12 protein-coding genes are annotated in these 16,836 nt (G+C 72.3%); 9 read left to right on the forward strand and 3 right to left on the reverse strand.

Going from position 1 to position 16,836, the window contains the following annotated elements; translation table 11 throughout:
* Positions 1-198 precede the first annotated feature (198 nt).
* Together polA and M8I34_RS38980 are read left to right on the forward strand one after the other, a co-directional pair.
* Positions 199-2,937: a DNA polymerase I gene (gene polA / locus M8I34_RS38975; protein ID WP_250057837.1), complete on the forward strand. Its 2,739-nt coding sequence runs from the start codon at positions 199-201 to the stop codon at positions 2,935-2,937.
* A gap of 212 nt (positions 2,938-3,149) precedes the next feature.
* Positions 3,150-3,851 carry a rhomboid-like protein gene (locus M8I34_RS38980; protein ID WP_250057838.1) on the forward strand — a complete coding sequence of 234 codons (702 nt, stop codon included), beginning with the start codon at positions 3,150-3,152 and terminating at the stop codon, positions 3,849-3,851.
* 49 nt (positions 3,852-3,900) lie between these two features.
* Here the strand turns inward: M8I34_RS38980 and M8I34_RS38985 are convergent, their stop codons facing one another.
* A complete protein-coding gene (locus M8I34_RS38985) occupies positions 3,901-4,851 on the reverse strand; it encodes a DUF4184 family protein (RefSeq protein ID WP_250057839.1) in 951 nt (316 codons plus the stop codon).
* A 151-nt stretch (positions 4,852-5,002) separates the two neighbouring features.
* On the opposite strand from M8I34_RS38985, the gene M8I34_RS38990 reads away from it, so the two are divergent.
* From M8I34_RS38990 to M8I34_RS39000, 3 genes are all read left to right on the forward strand, one after another.
* Entirely contained in the window at positions 5,003-6,826 is a 1,824-nt protein-coding gene (locus M8I34_RS38990) for a lytic transglycosylase (RefSeq protein ID WP_250057840.1), read from the forward strand.
* A gap of 189 nt (positions 6,827-7,015) precedes the next feature.
* Positions 7,016-7,150: an SPW_0924 family protein gene (locus M8I34_RS38995; protein ID WP_250057841.1), complete on the forward strand. Its 135-nt coding sequence runs from the start codon at positions 7,016-7,018 to the stop codon at positions 7,148-7,150.
* Positions 7,151-7,261: 111 nt separating this feature from the next.
* Positions 7,262-8,278 (forward strand): DUF3068 domain-containing protein, encoded by a 1,017-nt coding sequence (locus M8I34_RS39000; RefSeq protein ID WP_250057847.1) that lies wholly within the window; start codon positions 7,262-7,264, stop codon positions 8,276-8,278.
* 84 nt (positions 8,279-8,362) lie between these two features.
* Here the strand turns inward: M8I34_RS39000 and hrpB are convergent, their stop codons facing one another.
* Both hrpB and M8I34_RS39010 read right to left on the reverse strand, forming a co-directional pair.
* Complete coding sequence (gene hrpB / locus M8I34_RS39005) at positions 8,363-11,020, reverse strand: ATP-dependent helicase HrpB (RefSeq protein WP_250057842.1); 2,658 nt, start codon at positions 11,018-11,020, stop codon at positions 8,363-8,365.
* Between the two features lie 443 nt (positions 11,021-11,463).
* Positions 11,464-12,285, reverse strand: coding sequence for a class I SAM-dependent methyltransferase (locus M8I34_RS39010; protein ID WP_250057843.1), 822 nt, complete (start codon positions 12,283-12,285; stop codon positions 11,464-11,466).
* Between the two features lie 378 nt (positions 12,286-12,663).
* On the opposite strand from M8I34_RS39010, the gene rpsA reads away from it, so the two are divergent.
* The 4 genes from rpsA to M8I34_RS39030 form a co-directional block, all read left to right on the forward strand.
* The gene (gene rpsA, locus M8I34_RS39015) at positions 12,664-14,181 is read left to right on the forward strand and encodes a 30S ribosomal protein S1 (RefSeq protein WP_244415523.1); all 1,518 of its coding nucleotides are present in this window, start codon (positions 12,664-12,666) and stop codon (positions 14,179-14,181) included.
* A 597-nt stretch (positions 14,182-14,778) separates the two neighbouring features.
* On the forward strand, positions 14,779-15,732 hold the full coding sequence (locus M8I34_RS39020) for a PAC2 family protein (RefSeq protein WP_048829277.1): 954 nt from the start codon (positions 14,779-14,781) through the stop codon (positions 15,730-15,732).
* 57 nt (positions 15,733-15,789) lie between these two features.
* Positions 15,790-16,380 (forward strand): dephospho-CoA kinase, encoded by a 591-nt coding sequence (gene coaE / locus M8I34_RS39025; protein WP_250057844.1) that lies wholly within the window; start codon positions 15,790-15,792, stop codon positions 16,378-16,380.
* 23 nt (positions 16,381-16,403) lie between these two features.
* Positions 16,404-16,836: cupin domain-containing protein (locus M8I34_RS39030; RefSeq protein ID WP_250057845.1), on the forward strand; the 433-nt coding region annotated here is incomplete at its 3' end.

The raw sequence follows: 16,836 nt of genomic DNA on the forward strand, positions 1-16,836 counted from the left end.
CCTGTCACGGACACGTGGGGCGGTGTAGGGGCGAGGGCGGGGGAGCGGCCCGGGAGGGGCGGCGGGGTGTACGGCGTGGTCCGGGGCGGTGTGCGGCGGGGCGGAGCGGGCTTCCGGCGGGGCGGGGGCCGCGGGCGGCGAGGGGAGCGGTGGCCGTCGCGGCGGGGATTGTCAGTGGGGCGTGGCAGGATCGGGGGCGTGGCAGCAAAGGCAGCGAAGAAGAGCGAAGCGACCGGCACCGAGGCGGCGGCGGGCGGCCGTCCCCGACTGCTCCTGATGGACGGGCATTCCATGGCATACCGGGCGTTCTTCGCCCTGCCCGTGGAGAATTTCACGACCGTCACGGGACAACCGACCAATGCGATCTACGGCTTCGCGTCGATGCTCGCGAACACCCTGCGCGACGAGGCGCCCACGCATTTCGCGGTGGCCTTCGACGTCTCGCGCAAGACCTGGCGCTCCGAGGAGTTCGCCGACTACAAGGCGAACCGTTCCAAGACGCCCGACGAGTTCAAGGGCCAGGTCGAGCTGATCGGCGAGCTGCTCGACGCGATGCACGTCAAGCGGTTCGCCGTCGAGGGCTTCGAGGCCGACGACGTCATCGCCACGCTCACGGAGCAGGCCACCGCGCAGGGCTTCGAGGTCTCGATCGTCACGGGCGACCGCGACTCCTTCCAGCTGGTCTCCGACGACGTCACGGTCCTCTACCCCACCAAGGGTGTCTCCGAGCTGACCCGCTTCACCCCGGAGAAGGTCTTCGAGAAGTACGGCCTGACCCCCGCCCAGTACCCGGACTTCGCCGCGCTGCGCGGCGACCCGTCCGACAACCTCCCCGGCATCCCGGGCGTCGGCGAGAAGACCGCCACGAAGTGGATCAACCAGTTCGGTTCGTTCGCGGAGTTGGTGGAGCGCGCCGAGGAGGTCAAGGGCAAGGCGGGCGCCAACCTCCGCGAGCATCTGGACGCCGTGAAGCTCAACCGCCGGCTCACGGAGATGGTGCGCGATGTCGAGCTGTCGTGCGGCCCCGCGGAGCTGACCCGCGAGGCCTACGACCGCGAGGCGCTGACGGTCTTCCTCAATGGGCTGGAGATCCGCAACCAGGGCCTGCGCGACCGGCTGCACGCCGTCGACCCCGGCTCGGCCGACGCCGCCGAGGAGGCCGCTCCGGCGCCCGGCGTCGAGGTGGACGGCACGGTCATCGACACCGGCGAACTCGCTGGGTGGCTGGCCGAACACGGCACCGGGCCGCTGGGCGTGGCCACGGTCGATGTGTGGACGCTGGGCAGCGGCAGCGTCGCCGAGGTGGCGCTGGCCGCCCCCGACGGCCCGGCCGCCTGGTTCGACCCGTCCCAGCTCGACGAGGCGGACGAGCGGGCCTTCGCCGCCTGGAGCGCCGATGCCGCCCGCCCCAAGGTGATGCACAACGCCAAGGGCCTGATGCGGGTCTTCGGCGAGCACGGCTGGACCATCGACGGCGTCACCATGGACACCGCCCTGGCCGCCTACCTGGTCAAGCCCGGCCGCCGCTCCTTCGCACTGGACGCGCTGTCCCTCGAATACCTGGGACGTGATCTCGCCCCCGCCGCGGCCGGCGACGGCCAGCTCGCGTTCGGCGCGGACGAGCAGGCCGAGGCGGACGCCCTGATGGGACAGGCCCGTACGGTCCTCGACCTCGGGACGGCGTTCGAGACGAAGCTGGCGGAGGTCGGCGCGGACGGGCTGCTGCGTGATGTGGAGCTGCCGACCAGCGAGCTGCTGGCCCGGATGGAGCGGGCCGGTATCGCCGCGGACCGGGGCTGGCTGGAGCGCATGGAGCAGCAGTTCGCGGGCGCCGTGCAGCAGGCCGTCAAGGAGGCCCATGCCGCCGCGGGCCATGAGTTCAACCTCGGCTCGCCCAAGCAGCTTCAGGAGGTCCTCTTCGGCGAGCTGGGCCTGCCCAGGACCAAGAAGACCAAGACCGGCTACACCACCGACGCCGATGCCCTCGCCTGGCTGGCGGCGCAGACCGACAACGAGCTCCCGGTGATCATGCTCAGGCACCGTGAGCAGGCCAAGCTGCGCACGACCGTCGAGGGCCTGATCAAGACCATCGGCGCCGACGGCCGGATCCACACCACCTTCAACCAGACCGTCGCGGCCACCGGCCGGCTGTCCTCCACGGACCCCAACCTCCAGAACATCCCGGTGCGTACGGACGAGGGCCGGGCGATCCGCCGCGGCTTCGTCGTCGGCGAGGGCTTCGAGTCGCTGCTGACCGCCGACTACAGCCAGATCGAACTGCGGGTGATGGCACACCTCTCCGAGGACGAGGGCCTGATCGAGGCGTTCACCTCCGGCGAGGACCTGCACACCACCGTCGCCTCCCATGTCTTCTCGGTCGACAAGAGCAAGGTCGACCCGGAGATGCGCCGCAAGATCAAGGCGATGTCCTACGGCCTGGCGTACGGCCTGTCGGCGTTCGGCCTCTCCCAGCAGCTGGGCATCCAGCCGGACGAGGCCCGCAAGCTGATGGACAACTTCTTCGAGCGGTTCGGCGGGGTGCGCGACTACCTCCAGCGGGTCGTGGAGGAGGCCCGCGCCATCGGCTATACGGAGACCATGCTCGGCCGCCGCCGCTACCTCCCCGACCTCAACAGCGACAACCGCCAGCGCCGCGAAATGGCCGAGCGGATGGCGCTGAACGCCCCGATCCAGGGCACCGCCGCCGATATCGTCAAGATCGCGATGCTGCGGGTCGCCGCGGCACTGCGGACCGCCGGACTGGAGTCGCGGATGCTGCTCCAGGTCCATGACGAAATCGTCGTCGAGGTCGCCCCCGGCGAGCGCAAGAAGGTCGAGGAACTGGTCCGCAAGGAGATGGCCGCGGCGGTCCAACTGAGCGCCCCCCTGGACGTCTCGGTCGGCTCCGGCAAGGACTGGGAGTCGGCGGCGCACTGAGCCGGGAAGCGGGCCGGTGACGGCGCGGGCGCCCCGCGCCGCCCCCGGCCACGCAGCCCGGCCGCAGCCCGGCCGCAGCCCGGCCGCAACCCGGCCCGCACCGCACCGAGTCGCGGCCGGTTCCGGCCTGCTCGACGGCGGCCCGACAGCCGTCGTCGCCCGACGCGTCATGGATCCTGTCCACCTCGAAAGCGCTCTGCTTTGATCACTCCGTGATACGTCGTGTGGCCCGAGCCCTGGGCACCTATGTCTCCCGCAGCCCGGTCACGGCCGGCTATGCCGGACTGCTGCTGTCGACCCATCTGTGGTGCACGGCGGTGCTGTCCACCGCCGAGGCACAGCGTGTGATGCTCGGCGTCAGTACGAATCTGGACAACCTCCACGACCGCCCGGTCCGTGTACTGGCGGGCAGCATGCTGTTCTTCGACGGCACGCTGACCGAGATCACCTCGGAGGCCTTCGCCGGCACGCTGATCACACTCGGTCTCGGCGTCATCGTGTGCCTGGCGTGGCTGGAGCGACGGTACGGAGCGGGACGTGCCTACGCCCTCTTCGTCCTGGGGCATCTCGCCGCCACGCTGCTGACCGTGCCGTTGATCCACGTGGCCCTCGCCCACGGCTGGTATCCGGACAGCGTCCGGCACGCCACCGACTTCGGCATCAGTTACGGGGCCGAGACGGTGCTGGCGACGGGGGCACTCCTGCTGCGCCGGGCGCGGTGGCCCGCGGCGGCCGGTGTCGTCGCCTGGCCGGTGCTCGGCGGCGACTGGAGCGGGGAGCTGCCCGACTTCACCACCGTCGGACATCTGCTGGCGGCCGCCATCGGCTTCGTCTGCGGAGCCTGCCTGCTGCGGGCCGCCCGGCGCGCCGCCCCGGCCCCGGTGCCGCAGCCCGGCCCGGCTCTGGTCGAGTAACCCGACGAGTGGCGCGGGCGCGGGTACCCCACAGGCGCCCCGGGCGCCGTCACTCGGCGCCGGGCGACGTGTTCCGTGACGCGGCCGCAGCGCCCGACGGCGACACCGCCGGGGGTGCGGTCCGCGCCATGGGCGCCGGCAGCGGGCCCATGGCGTCGGCTGCCCGGGTGCGGCGGTGCAGCAGTCGTACGGCCACCGCGTAGAGCGGCAGCCCGAGGGTGAGGCCGGCCCCGGCGCCGAAGAGCACGGTCGGGAGGTAGTCGAGCCAGGCCGCCGCGGGACCGTAGACGGCGCGCGCCCGCAGGACACGGTGCACGGCACCGGCCGCCACGCACAGCGCGAGCGGGGCGGTCAGCAGCAGCCGCACCCGTACGGTCAGCACCGGTACCGCGGCTGGCGCGGGCGCCCCGGCCGCCGGGGGACCGCCGGTGCCGCCGCGCCCCCGTAGGACCTGCCACACAAACGCGCCCATCGCCGCCAGAGCGAGCGCCGAGGTGCCGTACTGCACGTAGGTATAGACCGGCAGGCCGCCCACCACCCGGTCGAGACCGGGAACCAGCCGGGTGCCCCAGCGGCCCGGGTGGGTGAAGGCGTCCCAGACCACATGGGTCGCCGCCCCGAGGACCGCCGAGACCAGGAACCAGCCCACCAGGGCGGCGAGTTCGCGGGGCCCCCGGGGCCGCCAGGGCCGGCCGCGGACGAAGGTGTGGACCGGGCCTCGCCACGCCCGCGGCAGCAGCGCGGTCAACGGCTCACGCACCAGCAGCCAGCCGCCCACGAGCGCCACGGTGACCAGCACATCCACCGTCAGCACACCGGACAGCGAGTGCGTGACGTCGCCGAACTCCATGGCGCCCGGCACCAGCGAGTCCGCGTAGTACGTCATGTCCGGTGCGAACGACCCCGCCACGAGCGCCGAGGCGACCAACGGACCGCGTGCCGCGCCGGTCCGCCGGATGGCCGGAAGCACGGCGGCGGCATGACTGAGTGTGAACGGCATTGCGCCTCCCCTCGATCGATTCGGATCATTATGTGTCCGATGGGGGTGGTAGATGCCGGGCCCGAGTTGTCGTAGTGTCGCCTGAGTTGGAGCGCTGGGGAGCGCGATACCGCGTCAGGAGCGCGGTAGGGCAACGCGGAGGGGACCACGTATGGCAGCCACAATCCGAAGGCGGCTCCAAAGGGGAGCGGCCTCGACAGCCGTGGCGGCCCTGGTGCTCGCCGCCCTGACCGCCTCTCAGGCGCCGGCCGCCACCGAGGCCGCGGCCGCCAGGAAACAGAAACCGGCCCCACCCGCCGACACCCCCATCGACGGCGGTTCCACGTACTTCACCGACCGGCCGCCCCTCCACAGGACGGCACCGCCCCGCGAGGAGCACCGCACCGGCCAGGGCACCGCCCTCGGCACCGGACCCGCCGAGGCCGGCCTGCCCGCCACCGTCCTGGCCGCGTACAAGAAGGCAGCCTCCGCGGTCGACGCGTCCGATCCGGGCTGCCGGCTGCCCTGGCAACTGCTCGCCGGCATCGGCAAGGTCGAGTCCGGGCAGGCGCGCGGCGGCGCGGTCGATGCCGAGGGCACCACCCTCCAGCCGATCCTCGGCCCGCAGCTCAACGGCAACGGCTTCGCCCGGATCACCGACACCGACGGCGGCCGCTACGACGGCGACCTCACCCACGACCGTGCCGTGGGCCCGATGCAGTTCATCCCCTCCACCTGGTCCAACGGCGGCCTCGACGGCAGTGGTTGGGGCGCCGACGGCAACGGCGACGGCAAGAAGGACCCCAACAACGTCTTCGACGCCGCGCTCGCCGCGGGCCGCTACCTCTGCGCCGGCGACCGCGACCTGTCGGTCCAGGACGACCTGGACCGGGCGATCCTCGGCTACAACCACTCCGAGGACTACCTGCGGACGGTGCTGTCCTGGTACACGTTCTACCGCCACGGCACCCACGAGGTTCCGGACGGCCGGGGCGTCCTGCCCGTCCACCGGGGCGGCGCAGGAAAGTCCGGCGGCGACAGCACCGGCCGCACCGGCAGTGCGCACCACGGCCACGGCTCCGACGCACCGGGCAGGAAGCCGGGCAAGGGCGGATCCGGCACCGGCAAACCCGGCAAGCCCGGCAAGGGACAGCACAACCACCCCGGCAAGCCCGGTGGTTCGGGCACCGGTGACACCCCGGGCGGCACCGGTACGCCCAAGCCGAAGCCCACCCCCGAGACGCCCACCCCCGAGACCCCCACCGGGCCCGCTCGGCTCACCGCTCTCGAACGGGTCGGCGACAAGGACCTGAGCGCCACCGCGGGCACCGAGTTCGCCGCGTCGCCACGGGTACGCGCCAAGGACGCCGCGGGCAAGCCCGTCGCCGGCGCCCCCGTCCGCTTCGCCCTCCCCACGTCCACCGGCGCCCGCTTCCCCGGTGACGCCACCACCGTCACCGTCACCACGGGCAAGGACGGCCTCGCCACCGCGCCCACACTGCGTGCGGGCGGCAAGGCCGGAGCCTTCACCATCCGGGCCACCGCCGTGGGCCGCACCGCCCCCGCCGTCGCCTTCGGCGCGACCGTCAAGGCCAGGCCCGCCCCGAAGGCCGACAAGCTCGCCCGCACCTCGGACAAGGAGCTGACGGCGACCGCGGGCCAGGCCTTCGCCGAGGACGCCGTCGAGGTCGAGGCGACCTACCAGGGCAAGATCGCGGCGGGTGCGGCGGTCACCGCGACCATGGTCACCGACGACCCGAAGAAGCCCGTGGAGAACACCAAGGGCCCCTACTTCAAGGACCCCGAGGCCACCGGCGACGACAAGGACAAGCCGGTCCGCACGCTCACCGGGCTCACCACGGACGCCAACGGCCTGCTCAAACTCCCGAAGATCTACACGGATAGGCACGCGGGCACGTTCCTGCTGCGGCTGACCACGGCCGACGGCGCCGTACTCACCGTCAAGCTGAAGGTCGCCGCCCCGGCCGGTTCCTGACCCCCGCCCCACCAGCCGGCCCGGCCCCCGCGCCGGCCCGTCACCGCCGTCCTGCCCGCCGTCCAGGGCAGGACGGCGGTGCAACGTGTTCTCATCTCAGCCGCCCGTTGCTACGGTGCCCCCGCCCTGACGCCGTTGGGGGATCCGGGGTGCCCCCGGACAGGCACAGCAGCTCTCCGGGAGGCGGCCATGCGCGCCCTGACAGCAGCCGCGGTCGGACTGGCCGCGGCATTCGCCCTCGTCCTCACCCTCACCGCGATCGGTGCGCCCAGCGGCACGACCTCGCCCAAGCCGCTGCTGACCACCGTCCCCAAGCACCCCTGAGGGAGGGACGCCACCACCATGCCCCGCCCCGTGCCCACCCGGGGGACGAACCCCGGGCCCCCGGCCGACACCGGCACCGCAGCCCCCGGCCCGCGCCGCGAAGCGCGAGGGATGCGCCGCACGGCAAGCCTGGTACTGCTCGCCTGCGCCGTCTTCGTCACCGCCCTGTCCCCGCTGATGCGGTGGTACGCCTTTCCGCGGCTCGCCAAGATCCCGCCCGGCCAGTACCAGGACATGGTCCTGGAGGCCGAGCCCGCCACCCTCCTCAACTACGGGACGATGAAAGCCGAACGCGTCCCCAAGGTCACCATCGTGCAGACCCTCAAGGGCAACGTCGCCGCCTCCGACCGCATCGAGCAGTCCGCGGGCCGCGACGTCGTCGTCTGGGACACGCTGTCCTACGTCGTAGGCCCCGACGGCAAGATGGTCTCCGCGATCCCCGAGCGCTACCTCTTCGACGCCCACTCCCAGGAACCCGTGCACGCCACCGGAGAGATGGTCGACCAAGACCCGGTGCGCCGCGAGGGCATCGAATACAAGTGGCCGTTCCTCACCGAGCGGCGCGACTACGCCTACTTCGACGCCCAGACCCGCACCTCGGCCCCCATCCACTACAAGGGGACCCGCACCTTCCGCGGCCTGGAGGTCTACTACTTCGAGCAGACCATCCCCTGGACCAAGGTCGCCCTCCCCAAGAAGATGCCGGTCAAGGGCATCACCCCACAGTCCGTCGAGAAGATGGGCACCACCCGCTGGTACACCACCAAGCGGATGTTCTGGGTGGAGCCGGTCACCGGCGCGCCCGTCAACGGCCAGGAGATCCACAAGGAAGAGCTGCGCGGCGGCGATCTGCTGCCCGGCGGCGGCAAGGTCACCGCGTTCGCCGGCCATGTGAAGATGCGCGACGACTACATCGACTCCACCGTCTCCCTGGTGACGTCCCAGCGCACCCTCGTCCTCCTGCTCACCAGCTACCTGCCCTGGGGGTTCCTGCTCCTCGGCGGTGTGCTGCTGGCCCTGAGCCTGTATCTCGAAGCCCGCAGCCGGCGCCCCCCTGCCGCACCCGCCCGGCGGCCCGCAGCCGCCCCGCCGCCGTCCGGCGACGGCGTTGTCAGTGCCGGCCCGTAATGTGCACACATGACGTCAGCAAGGCGCTCCCGGCCCCCTCCCGGTCCCTTCCCGACCCCTTCCCGGCCCCCTCCGGCCCCGGGCTCAGCCCCGCTTGAGCCGCGCCGACGTGTGCCGGGTCGGCTCGGCCGCCGAAGGGTCCTCCGGCCAGGGATGCTTGGGGTAGCGCCCGCGCAACTCCGCGCGTACGGACCGGTATCCGTCCCGCCAGAACGAGGCGAGATCGGCCGTGACGGCCGCCGGACGCCCCGCGGGGGACAGCAGATGCACCAGCACGGGCACCCGCCCGCCGGCCACCCGCGGCGACTCCTGAAGCCCGAACAACTCCTGGAGCTTGACGGCCAGTACGGGCTGCTCACCGCCGTAGTCCACGCGCACCCGCGAACCACTCGGCACCTCGATACGCTCCGGCGCCAGCTCCTCAAAACGCGCCGCGTCGCCGCTCGCCCACGGCAGCAGCCGGCCCAGCGCCTGCCCCGCATCGACCCGCGCCAGATCGGCCCGCCGCCGCGCCCGCCCGAGCTCCACCCCCAGCCACTCCTCGACCCGCTCCAGCAACGCCGCATCCGAGACATCGGGCCACGGCGCGCCCAACTCCCGGTGCAGAAAGGCCATCCGCTGCCGCAACGACGCCGCGGCGGCCGACCACCGCAGCAGCCCGAACCCCTCCCGCCGCAGCCCCGACACCACCGCGTCCCGCAGCAGCCCGGGGTCGGGCGCGGACAGCGGCCGGGCCGCCAGCTCGATCGCCCCCAGCCGTGTCACGCTCCTGGCCACCACCTCCCCGTCCGACCAGCGCACCTCCTCACCCGAGGAATACAGCGCCCGCGCCGCGGCACACGCCGTCTCCTCGTCGATCACCGCCGCGAGCCGCACCCGCGCGGACACCGCCGCCACCGGCCGGTCCGCCACCGCAACCGCCAGCCACCCCGCATCCCGCAGCCTCGACCCGCCACCGCCGCCCGCGGAGCCCACGCGATGCCCCCACCCGGCCTGCGCCCCCGTGCCCGCCCCCGCCACGTCGGCCCCGGTCCCGGACGCCATGAGGAAACTCCCGGCCCCACGGGCTCGCGCCACCCGCTCCGGGAACGCCAACGCGGCAATGAGACCGGCCACCGCATCGTCGGAGGCGGCCGCCGCGCCGCCCCCGCCTCCGGTCCGGCCGCTGCCCGCGCCCGCGCCCGCCGCGGAGCCGCCACGGCCGCCCCCACCCGACCCGGCCGACTGCTCCCCGGCCGCCGACGCCAAGCGCCGCGCCTCCTGCCGCCACCTCGCTCCGTACGCATCGCCACCCCGACGCGCGGTGCGCCACGCCGCCGCCAGATCATCCCCGTACGCCCGCGGCGGCTCCTCGCTCAGCAGGGCGACCACCTCCGCGGCGCGCCGCACACCGACCTCGGGCGCGCCGTCCAGCAAGGCGCGCGCCAGCCGGGGATGCAGCCCGATCCGCGCCATCCGCACACCCCGCCCCGTCGCCCGGCCGGCCCCGTCCACCGCGCCGATCGCCGTCAACACCTCCCGTGCCGCGGCCAGCGCACCGGCAGGCGGCGCGTCGAGCAGCGCCAGCCCGCCGGCCGTCGGATCGCCCCAGCACGCCGACTGCAACGCGAACGCCGTCAGATCGGCAACCTTGATCTCCGGATCGGGGAACGCCGGCAGCCGCCCGTCCTCACCCTCCGACCAGCAGCGGTACACCACTCCCGGCGCCTCGCGCCCCGCCCGGCCGGCGCGCTGACGGCCCGCCGCCCGGGAGGCCCGCACCGTCGTGAGCGCGCTGAGCCCGCGCGCGTGGTCCGTCCGCGGCACCCGTGCCAGTCCGCTGTCCACCACCACCCGCACACCCGGCACGGTCAGGCTGGACTCCGCCACCGACGTCGCCAGCACGACTCTGCGTACGCCGCTCCCGCCCGCCAGCACCGCGTCCTGCACCTCGGCCGGCGCCCGCCCGTGCACCTGGAGCACCTCGGCGTCCACCCCGGCCAGCTCCCCGGCGACCCGCCCGATCTCCCCGACACCGGGAAGGAAACACAGCACATCACCCGACTGCTCGCGCAACGCCCGACGCACCACTGCTGCCACATGCGCCAGCAGCGCCGGATCGACCCGCATCCCGTGCGCCGGCCGCACCGGCCGCTCCGGCGGGACCCACACGACCCCCACGGGATGCGACACACCCGCCGCCTCGACCACCGGCGCCGCGCCCTCCGAACCGCCCAGCAGCCGCGCCCACCCCGCGGCATCCGTCGTCGCCGACGCCGCCACCAGCCGCAGCTCGGGCCGCAGCGTCTCCCGTACGTCCAGCAGGAACGCCGCGGAGGTATCGGCGTCCAGATGCCGCTCATGGCACTCGTCGAGCACCACCACATCGACGCCCGCCAGCTCCGGATCGCGCTGGAGCCGCTGAAGCAACACGCCGGTGGTCACGACTTCCACGGCGGTACGCGGCCCGGCCCGGCGCTCACCCCGCACCGTGAACCCGACCTGCTCCCCGACCCTCTCGCCCAGCAGCCAGGCCATCCGCCGCGCGGCCGCACGGGCCGCGATCCGCCGCGGCTCGGCGACCAGCACCCGCCGCTTCGGCCCCGCACCGGTCAGACCGGCCAGATCCAGCGGCACCAGCGTCGTCTTACCGGTGCCCGGCGGGGCGCACAGCACCGCGGTGCCGGGCCCGTCGAGGGCGGCACGCAGCGCGGGCAGCGCGGTACGGACGGGCAACTGATCAAGGGCGTCACGGCGGATCACGCCCCCAGTCTGCCGCCCCGGCCGGGCCCACCGGCCCGGCTGCCCCGGTCGAGCTCATCCACCCGCTGCCCCGGTCGGTCACATCCCAGGCCCGGCCCCGCGGGCCTGGGACCGCCACGGCCGGTCGGCTGCCTCCGGCCGACGGCGCAGGTCCGCTTGCCTCCGGCTGTTGTCGACGGTCAGCCGGTCAGCCGGTCAGCAGGTCCGTCTGCCTCCGGCCGTTACGGCCGGCCGTTCGGCAGACCGGCCGGTCTGCCGGTCTGCCGGTCAGTCGGCTCAGCCCGTCCGCTGGTCTGCCGGTCTGCGGTCGTCAGCGTTCCGAGCCGTCCTCACCGCTATGGCCTACCGCCTACGACCTACCGCCTACGGGGCCTGGCCGTCGCGCCGGGCCCGCTCGCCCCGCCCGGCCGCCGGCCGCGTCCGGCACCCCTCCGCCTTGGCCCCTAAGCCTCCGCCGAGCACACGAAGATCGCCGTCCCGGGGATCAGATGCCCGCGCAGCGGAGACCAGCCGCCCCACTCCTGTGTGTTCCACCGGGGCCACTCCGGCTCGACGAGATCCTCCAGCCGGAACCCGGCGGCCACCACATCCCGCACCCGGTCGCCCAGCGTCCGGTGGTGCTCGACGTACACGGCCCGGCCGGACTCGTCCTGCTCGACATACGGCGTGCGGTCGAAGTAGGAGGCCCCCACCGACAGCCCCTCGGGACCCGGCTCGTCCGGGAAGGCCCAGCGGATCGGGTGGGAGACGGAGAAGACGAACCGGCCGCCCGGCCGCAGCACCCGGCGCACCTCGCGCAGCACCCGCACCGGATCGGCGACGAACGGCAGCGCGCCGTACGCGGAGCAGGCGAGGTCGAAGCTGCCGTCGCGGAACGGCAGCGCCCCGGCGTCCGCCTCCACCAGTTCGGTGGCGTCGTCCGCCGAGTCCTCGGATATCCGCAGTGCGTGCTGTAGCTGCCGGTGGGAGAGGTCCAGCGCCACCGGCAGCGCGCCCTGCGCCGCCAGCCAGCGGGAACACTGCGCCGCGCCGGCCCCGATCTCCAGGACCCGCCGGCCCTTCAGCTCGGCGGCAGGCCCGAGCAGCGCGGCGTCCGCCTCGTCCAGTCCCTCGGGACCCCAGATGAACCGGTCGTCCCCGAGGAAGGCACCGTGCTCGCTCTGGTACTCGTCCGCGTTGCGGTCCCACCAGCCCCGGCTGGCCCGGCTGCTTTCGGTGTCCGAGGCGTCACGGCGGGTCGCCTCCGGCTCGTGCTCTTGGTTCATGGCGCCCGTCGTCGTAGTGTTCGCTCTGCTTGTAGCTGCTGGGACTGTGAGGCCGTTCGACCTCGCGGAACATCGCGTGTGCCGGTTATGGGGCGTTCTGCCCCGGGTGTGCGCGTTCGCGCATTGACCGGGTCCGGCTGCCCCCGTATGCTACAAGTTGCGCTGCGGGCTTGCGCGCCTCAGACGGAGCAGGCCGCGCTCGCATCTGTATGTATGTCCCCTCGGTTTTGAGGCGATTCGGGTCGTTCCGGATGCTCCGGCATCTGTGGGCTTCCGGCGAAGACGTCTTTGACACTGTCCGGCTTATGCAGAGGCGATACGGGTTCTCGGCGTAGCAGTACCTACGACTTCAATGTCCGCACCGGAGCCTTTACCCACATGACGAGCAGCACCGAGACCACCGCCACCACCCCGCAGGTTGCGGTCAACGACATCGGTAACGAGGAAGCCTTCCTCGCCGCGATCGACGAGACGATCAAGTACTTCAACGACGGCGACATCGTCGACGGCGTCATCGTGAAGGTCGACCGGGACGAGGTCCTGCTCGACATCGGTTACAAGACCGAAGGCGTTATCCCGAGCCGCGAGCTCTCGATCAAGCACGACGTCGACCCCAACGAGGTCGTTGCCGTCGGCGACGAGATCGAGGCCCTGGTCCTCCAGAAGGAGGACAAGGAAGGCCGCCTGATCCTCTCGAAGAAGCGCGCCCAGTACGAGCGCGCCTGGGGCACCATCGAGAAGATCAAGGAAGAGGACGGGATCGTCACCGGTACCGTCATCGAGGTCGTCAAGGGTGGTCTCATCCTCGACATCGGCCTCCGTGGCTTCCTCCCGGCCTCCCTGGTCGAGATGCGCCGCGTCCGCGACCTTCAGCCCTACGTGGGCAAGGAGCTCGAGGCCAAGATCATCGAGCTGGACAAGAACCGCAACAACGTGGTCCTGTCCCGCCGTGCCTGGCTGGAGCAGACCCAGAGCGAGGTCCGCCAGACCTTCCTCACCACCCTCCAGAAGGGTCAGGTGCGCTCCGGCGTCGTCTCCTCCATCGTCAACTTCGGTGCCTTCGTGGACCTGGGCGGCGTCGACGGTCTCGTCCACGTCTCCGAGCTGTCCTGGAAGCACATCGACCACCCGTCCGAGGTTGTCGAGGTCGGCCAGGAGGTCACGGTCGAGGTCCTGGACGTCGACATGGACCGCGAGCGCGTGTCCCTGTCGCTCAAGGCGACCCAGGAAGACCCGTGGCAGCAGTTCGCCCGGACCCACCAGATCGGTCAGGTCGTCCCGGGTAAGGTCACCAAGCTCGTTCCCTTCGGTGCGTTCGTGCGCGTCGACGAGGGCATCGAGGGCCTGGTCCACATCTCCGAGCTGGCCGAGCGCCACGTCGAGATCCCGGAGCAGGTTGTCCAGGTCAACGACGAGATCTTCGTCAAGGTCATCGACATCGACCTCGAGCGTCGCCGGATCTCGCTGTCGCTGAAGCAGGCCAACGAGTCCTTCGGCGCCGACCCGTCGGCCGTCGAGTTCGACCCGACCCTGTACGGGATGGCCGCGTCCTACGACGACCAGGGCAACTACATCTACCCCGAGGGCTTCGACCCCGAGACCAACGACTGGCTCGAGGGCTACGAGACCCAGCGCGAGGCGTGGGAGAACCAGTACGCCGAGGCGCAGCAGCGCTTCGAGCAGCACCAGGCTCAGGTCATCAAGTCCCGCGAGGCCGACGAGCAGGCTGCGGCCGAGGGTGCTGCGGCGCCGGCGGCTGCGGCGGGTGGCAACACCGGCGGTGGCACCACCGGTGGCGGCTCGTACTCCTCGGAGTCGGCGGACAACTCCGGCGCCCTGGCGTCGGACGAGGCCCTCGCCGCGCTCCGCGAGAAGCTGGCCGGCGGTCAGAGCTGAGCTCTTGCCGATAGGCACTAGCCGATAGACGAAGGCCCGTTCCCCTCAGGGGGAGCGGGCCTTCGTCGCGTTCGGGACTTGCGTCGTGGCTTGATTCGACGTGCTGGCCACGGAGGGAGGTCGGGCCCGCTGTTCTTGCCGAGGGCGTGTGCCCGGTTGGTCTTGTTCGTCGGTGCTGTCGGTGCTGTCGGTGTCGTCGGGGCCTGCGCGTACACCGCACACCCATGCCCCTGCCGGTTCTTGCCGGTGTCGCGGACGGTGGGGTTCAGGGGGTTCAGGGGGTTCAGGGCGCTCTGGGGGTTCCTGATGACGCATTCCCTGCGGAATTTCGCGGTGGCGAGGGCGTCCTTGAGCTGTGCGTCCTTGAGCTGGGCGGCTATGCGGCTGTGCGGTTGTGGAGATGGTGACGACTCGTCCGGGGGAGGTGAAATCGCCTTATGTGTAGGGGAGTTCATGTCCTTGACTTGGGGTGGGTGTGGCGAGGCGGGGTGGGTGCGTGGGGGCCTTCGGCGGCGTTGGCCTTGCGTGCGGCGGGAGCGGGAATGCCCGCGCCGGATTGTGCGTTGCCGCTGATGAGAACGAGGAGGAGCAGTCACTGTGTTGGATCCCCAGGGTTTGTACGAATGGGAGCCGAGCGGGCTCGCGGAGGTGGAGGCGATCGCCTCCAGGGACTCCGCCGGACTGGTGCTGCTGTACCACTTCGACGGGTACATCGACGCCGGCGAGACGGGCGACCAGATCGTTGAACGGCTGTTGGACGGCCTGCCGAACGAGGTCGTCGCCCGCTTCGACCACGACCGCCTCGTCGACTACCGCGCCCGCCGCCCGCTGCTCACCTTCGAGCGCAGCCGATGGACCGCCTACGAGACCCCGCGCATCGAGCTGCGACTCGTACGAGACACCACCGACGCGCCGTTCCTGCTGCTGTCCGGACCCGAACCGGACGTCGAGTGGGAGCGCTTCGCGGGAGCGGTGAAGGAGATCGTGGAGCGCCTCGGCGTACGTCTCTCGGTGAACTTCCACGGCATCCCCATGGGCGTCCCGCACACCCGCCCCGTAGGCATCACCCCGCACGGCAACCGCACCGACCTGATGCCCGGGCACGGCGGATTCTTCGATGAGGCACAGGTGCCCGGCAGCGCGGAGGCGTTGATCGAGTTCCGGCTGGCGGAGGCGGGACATGACGTCCTGGGTGTGGCCGCGCACGTACCGCACTACATCGCCAGGTCCGCGTATCCGGACGCCGCGCTGACAGCCCTGGAGGCCGTGACGGCCGCGACCGGGCTGGTGCTGCCCGGCGCCGCGCATTCGCTGCGTACGGAGGCGCTGCGGACGCAGGAGGAGATCGAGCGGCAGATCTCGGAGGGCGATGAGGAGCTGGTCGCGCTGGTCAGCGGGCTGGAGCATCAGTACGACGCGGTGGCCGGGGCGGAGAGCCGGGGGAACCTGGTGGCCGAGCCGGTGGAGCTGCCGTCAGCCGACGAGATCGGCAGGGAGTTCGAGCGCTTCCTGGCGGAGCGGGAGGGCGACGGCGGCGCGGGCGGAGCCTGAGCCGGGCTGTGGCCTCCTGAACTCCTGCCGTACAGGCGCACCGTATAGCGTGGGCGCATGGTGAAGGTGGGGCTGACCGGCGGAATCGGCGCGGGCAAGAGTGAGGTCTCACGATTGCTGGCGTCGTACGGCGCGGTGATCGTGGACGCGGACAAGATCGCACGCGAGGTCGTCGAGCCGGGCACGCCCGGACTGGCGGCAGTGGTCGCGGAGTTCGGGGACGGCGTCCTCACTCCGGATGGCAGCCTGGACCGTCCGAAGCTGGGCGGGATCGTGTTCTCCGACCCCGAGAAGCTGAAGGCGCTGAACGCGATCGTGCACCCGCTGGTGGGGGCGCGATCGGCCGAACTCGAAGCCTCGGCGGGGCCGGACGCGGTGGTGGTGCACGATGTGCCGCTGCTGACGGAGAACGGCCTGGCGCCGCTGTACGACCTGGTGGTCGTGGTCGACGCCGCAGTGGGCACCCAGCTGGACCGCTTGGTGCGGCTGCGCGGCATGGCGGAGGACGAGGCGAAGTCCCGGATGGCGGCCCAGGCGACCCGCGAACAGCGGTTGGCGGTCGCGGATCTCGTCATCGACAACGACGGGCCGCTGGAGGCTCTGGAACGCCAGGTCCGCGCCGTATGGGAGCGGCTGCGGAGCGCCTGAGGCCGGACGGTACCCTCGCCGCCATGACTGCTGCTTCCGATCTTGACGCCAAGAACTCCGCCGCCGAGCCCGCCACCGCTGCGGAGCCCGGCCGCGGGGCCGACTCCCATTCTGCGGCCTCCGCTGCCGACGACTCCGCGCCCGCCTCGTTCGTGGTCCATATCCCCGGCATCGCGGACGCCGATCTGGAGCCGGAACCGCTGGACCCTGCCCAGATCGTCTCCGGCGAGCCGGTCGTGACGGGCAAGGTGCTGTGGGAGTCCCCTGACGGGCGGCAGATCCGGGGCATCTGGCAGATCACGCCGGGTGTGGTGACGGACACCGAGGCCAATGAGCTGTTCGTGGTCGTCAGCGGGCGCGCCACCATCGAGGTCGAGGGCGGCTCCGTGCTGGAGGTGGGCCCCGGCGACGCCTGCGTCCTGCGCGAGGGCGACCGCACGCAGTGGACCGTGCACG

Origin of the sequence: Streptomyces sp. MCA2, assembly GCF_023544705.1 — a bacterium.
Taxonomy (GTDB): Bacteria; Actinomycetota; Actinomycetes; order Streptomycetales; family Streptomycetaceae; genus Streptomyces; species Streptomyces decoyicus.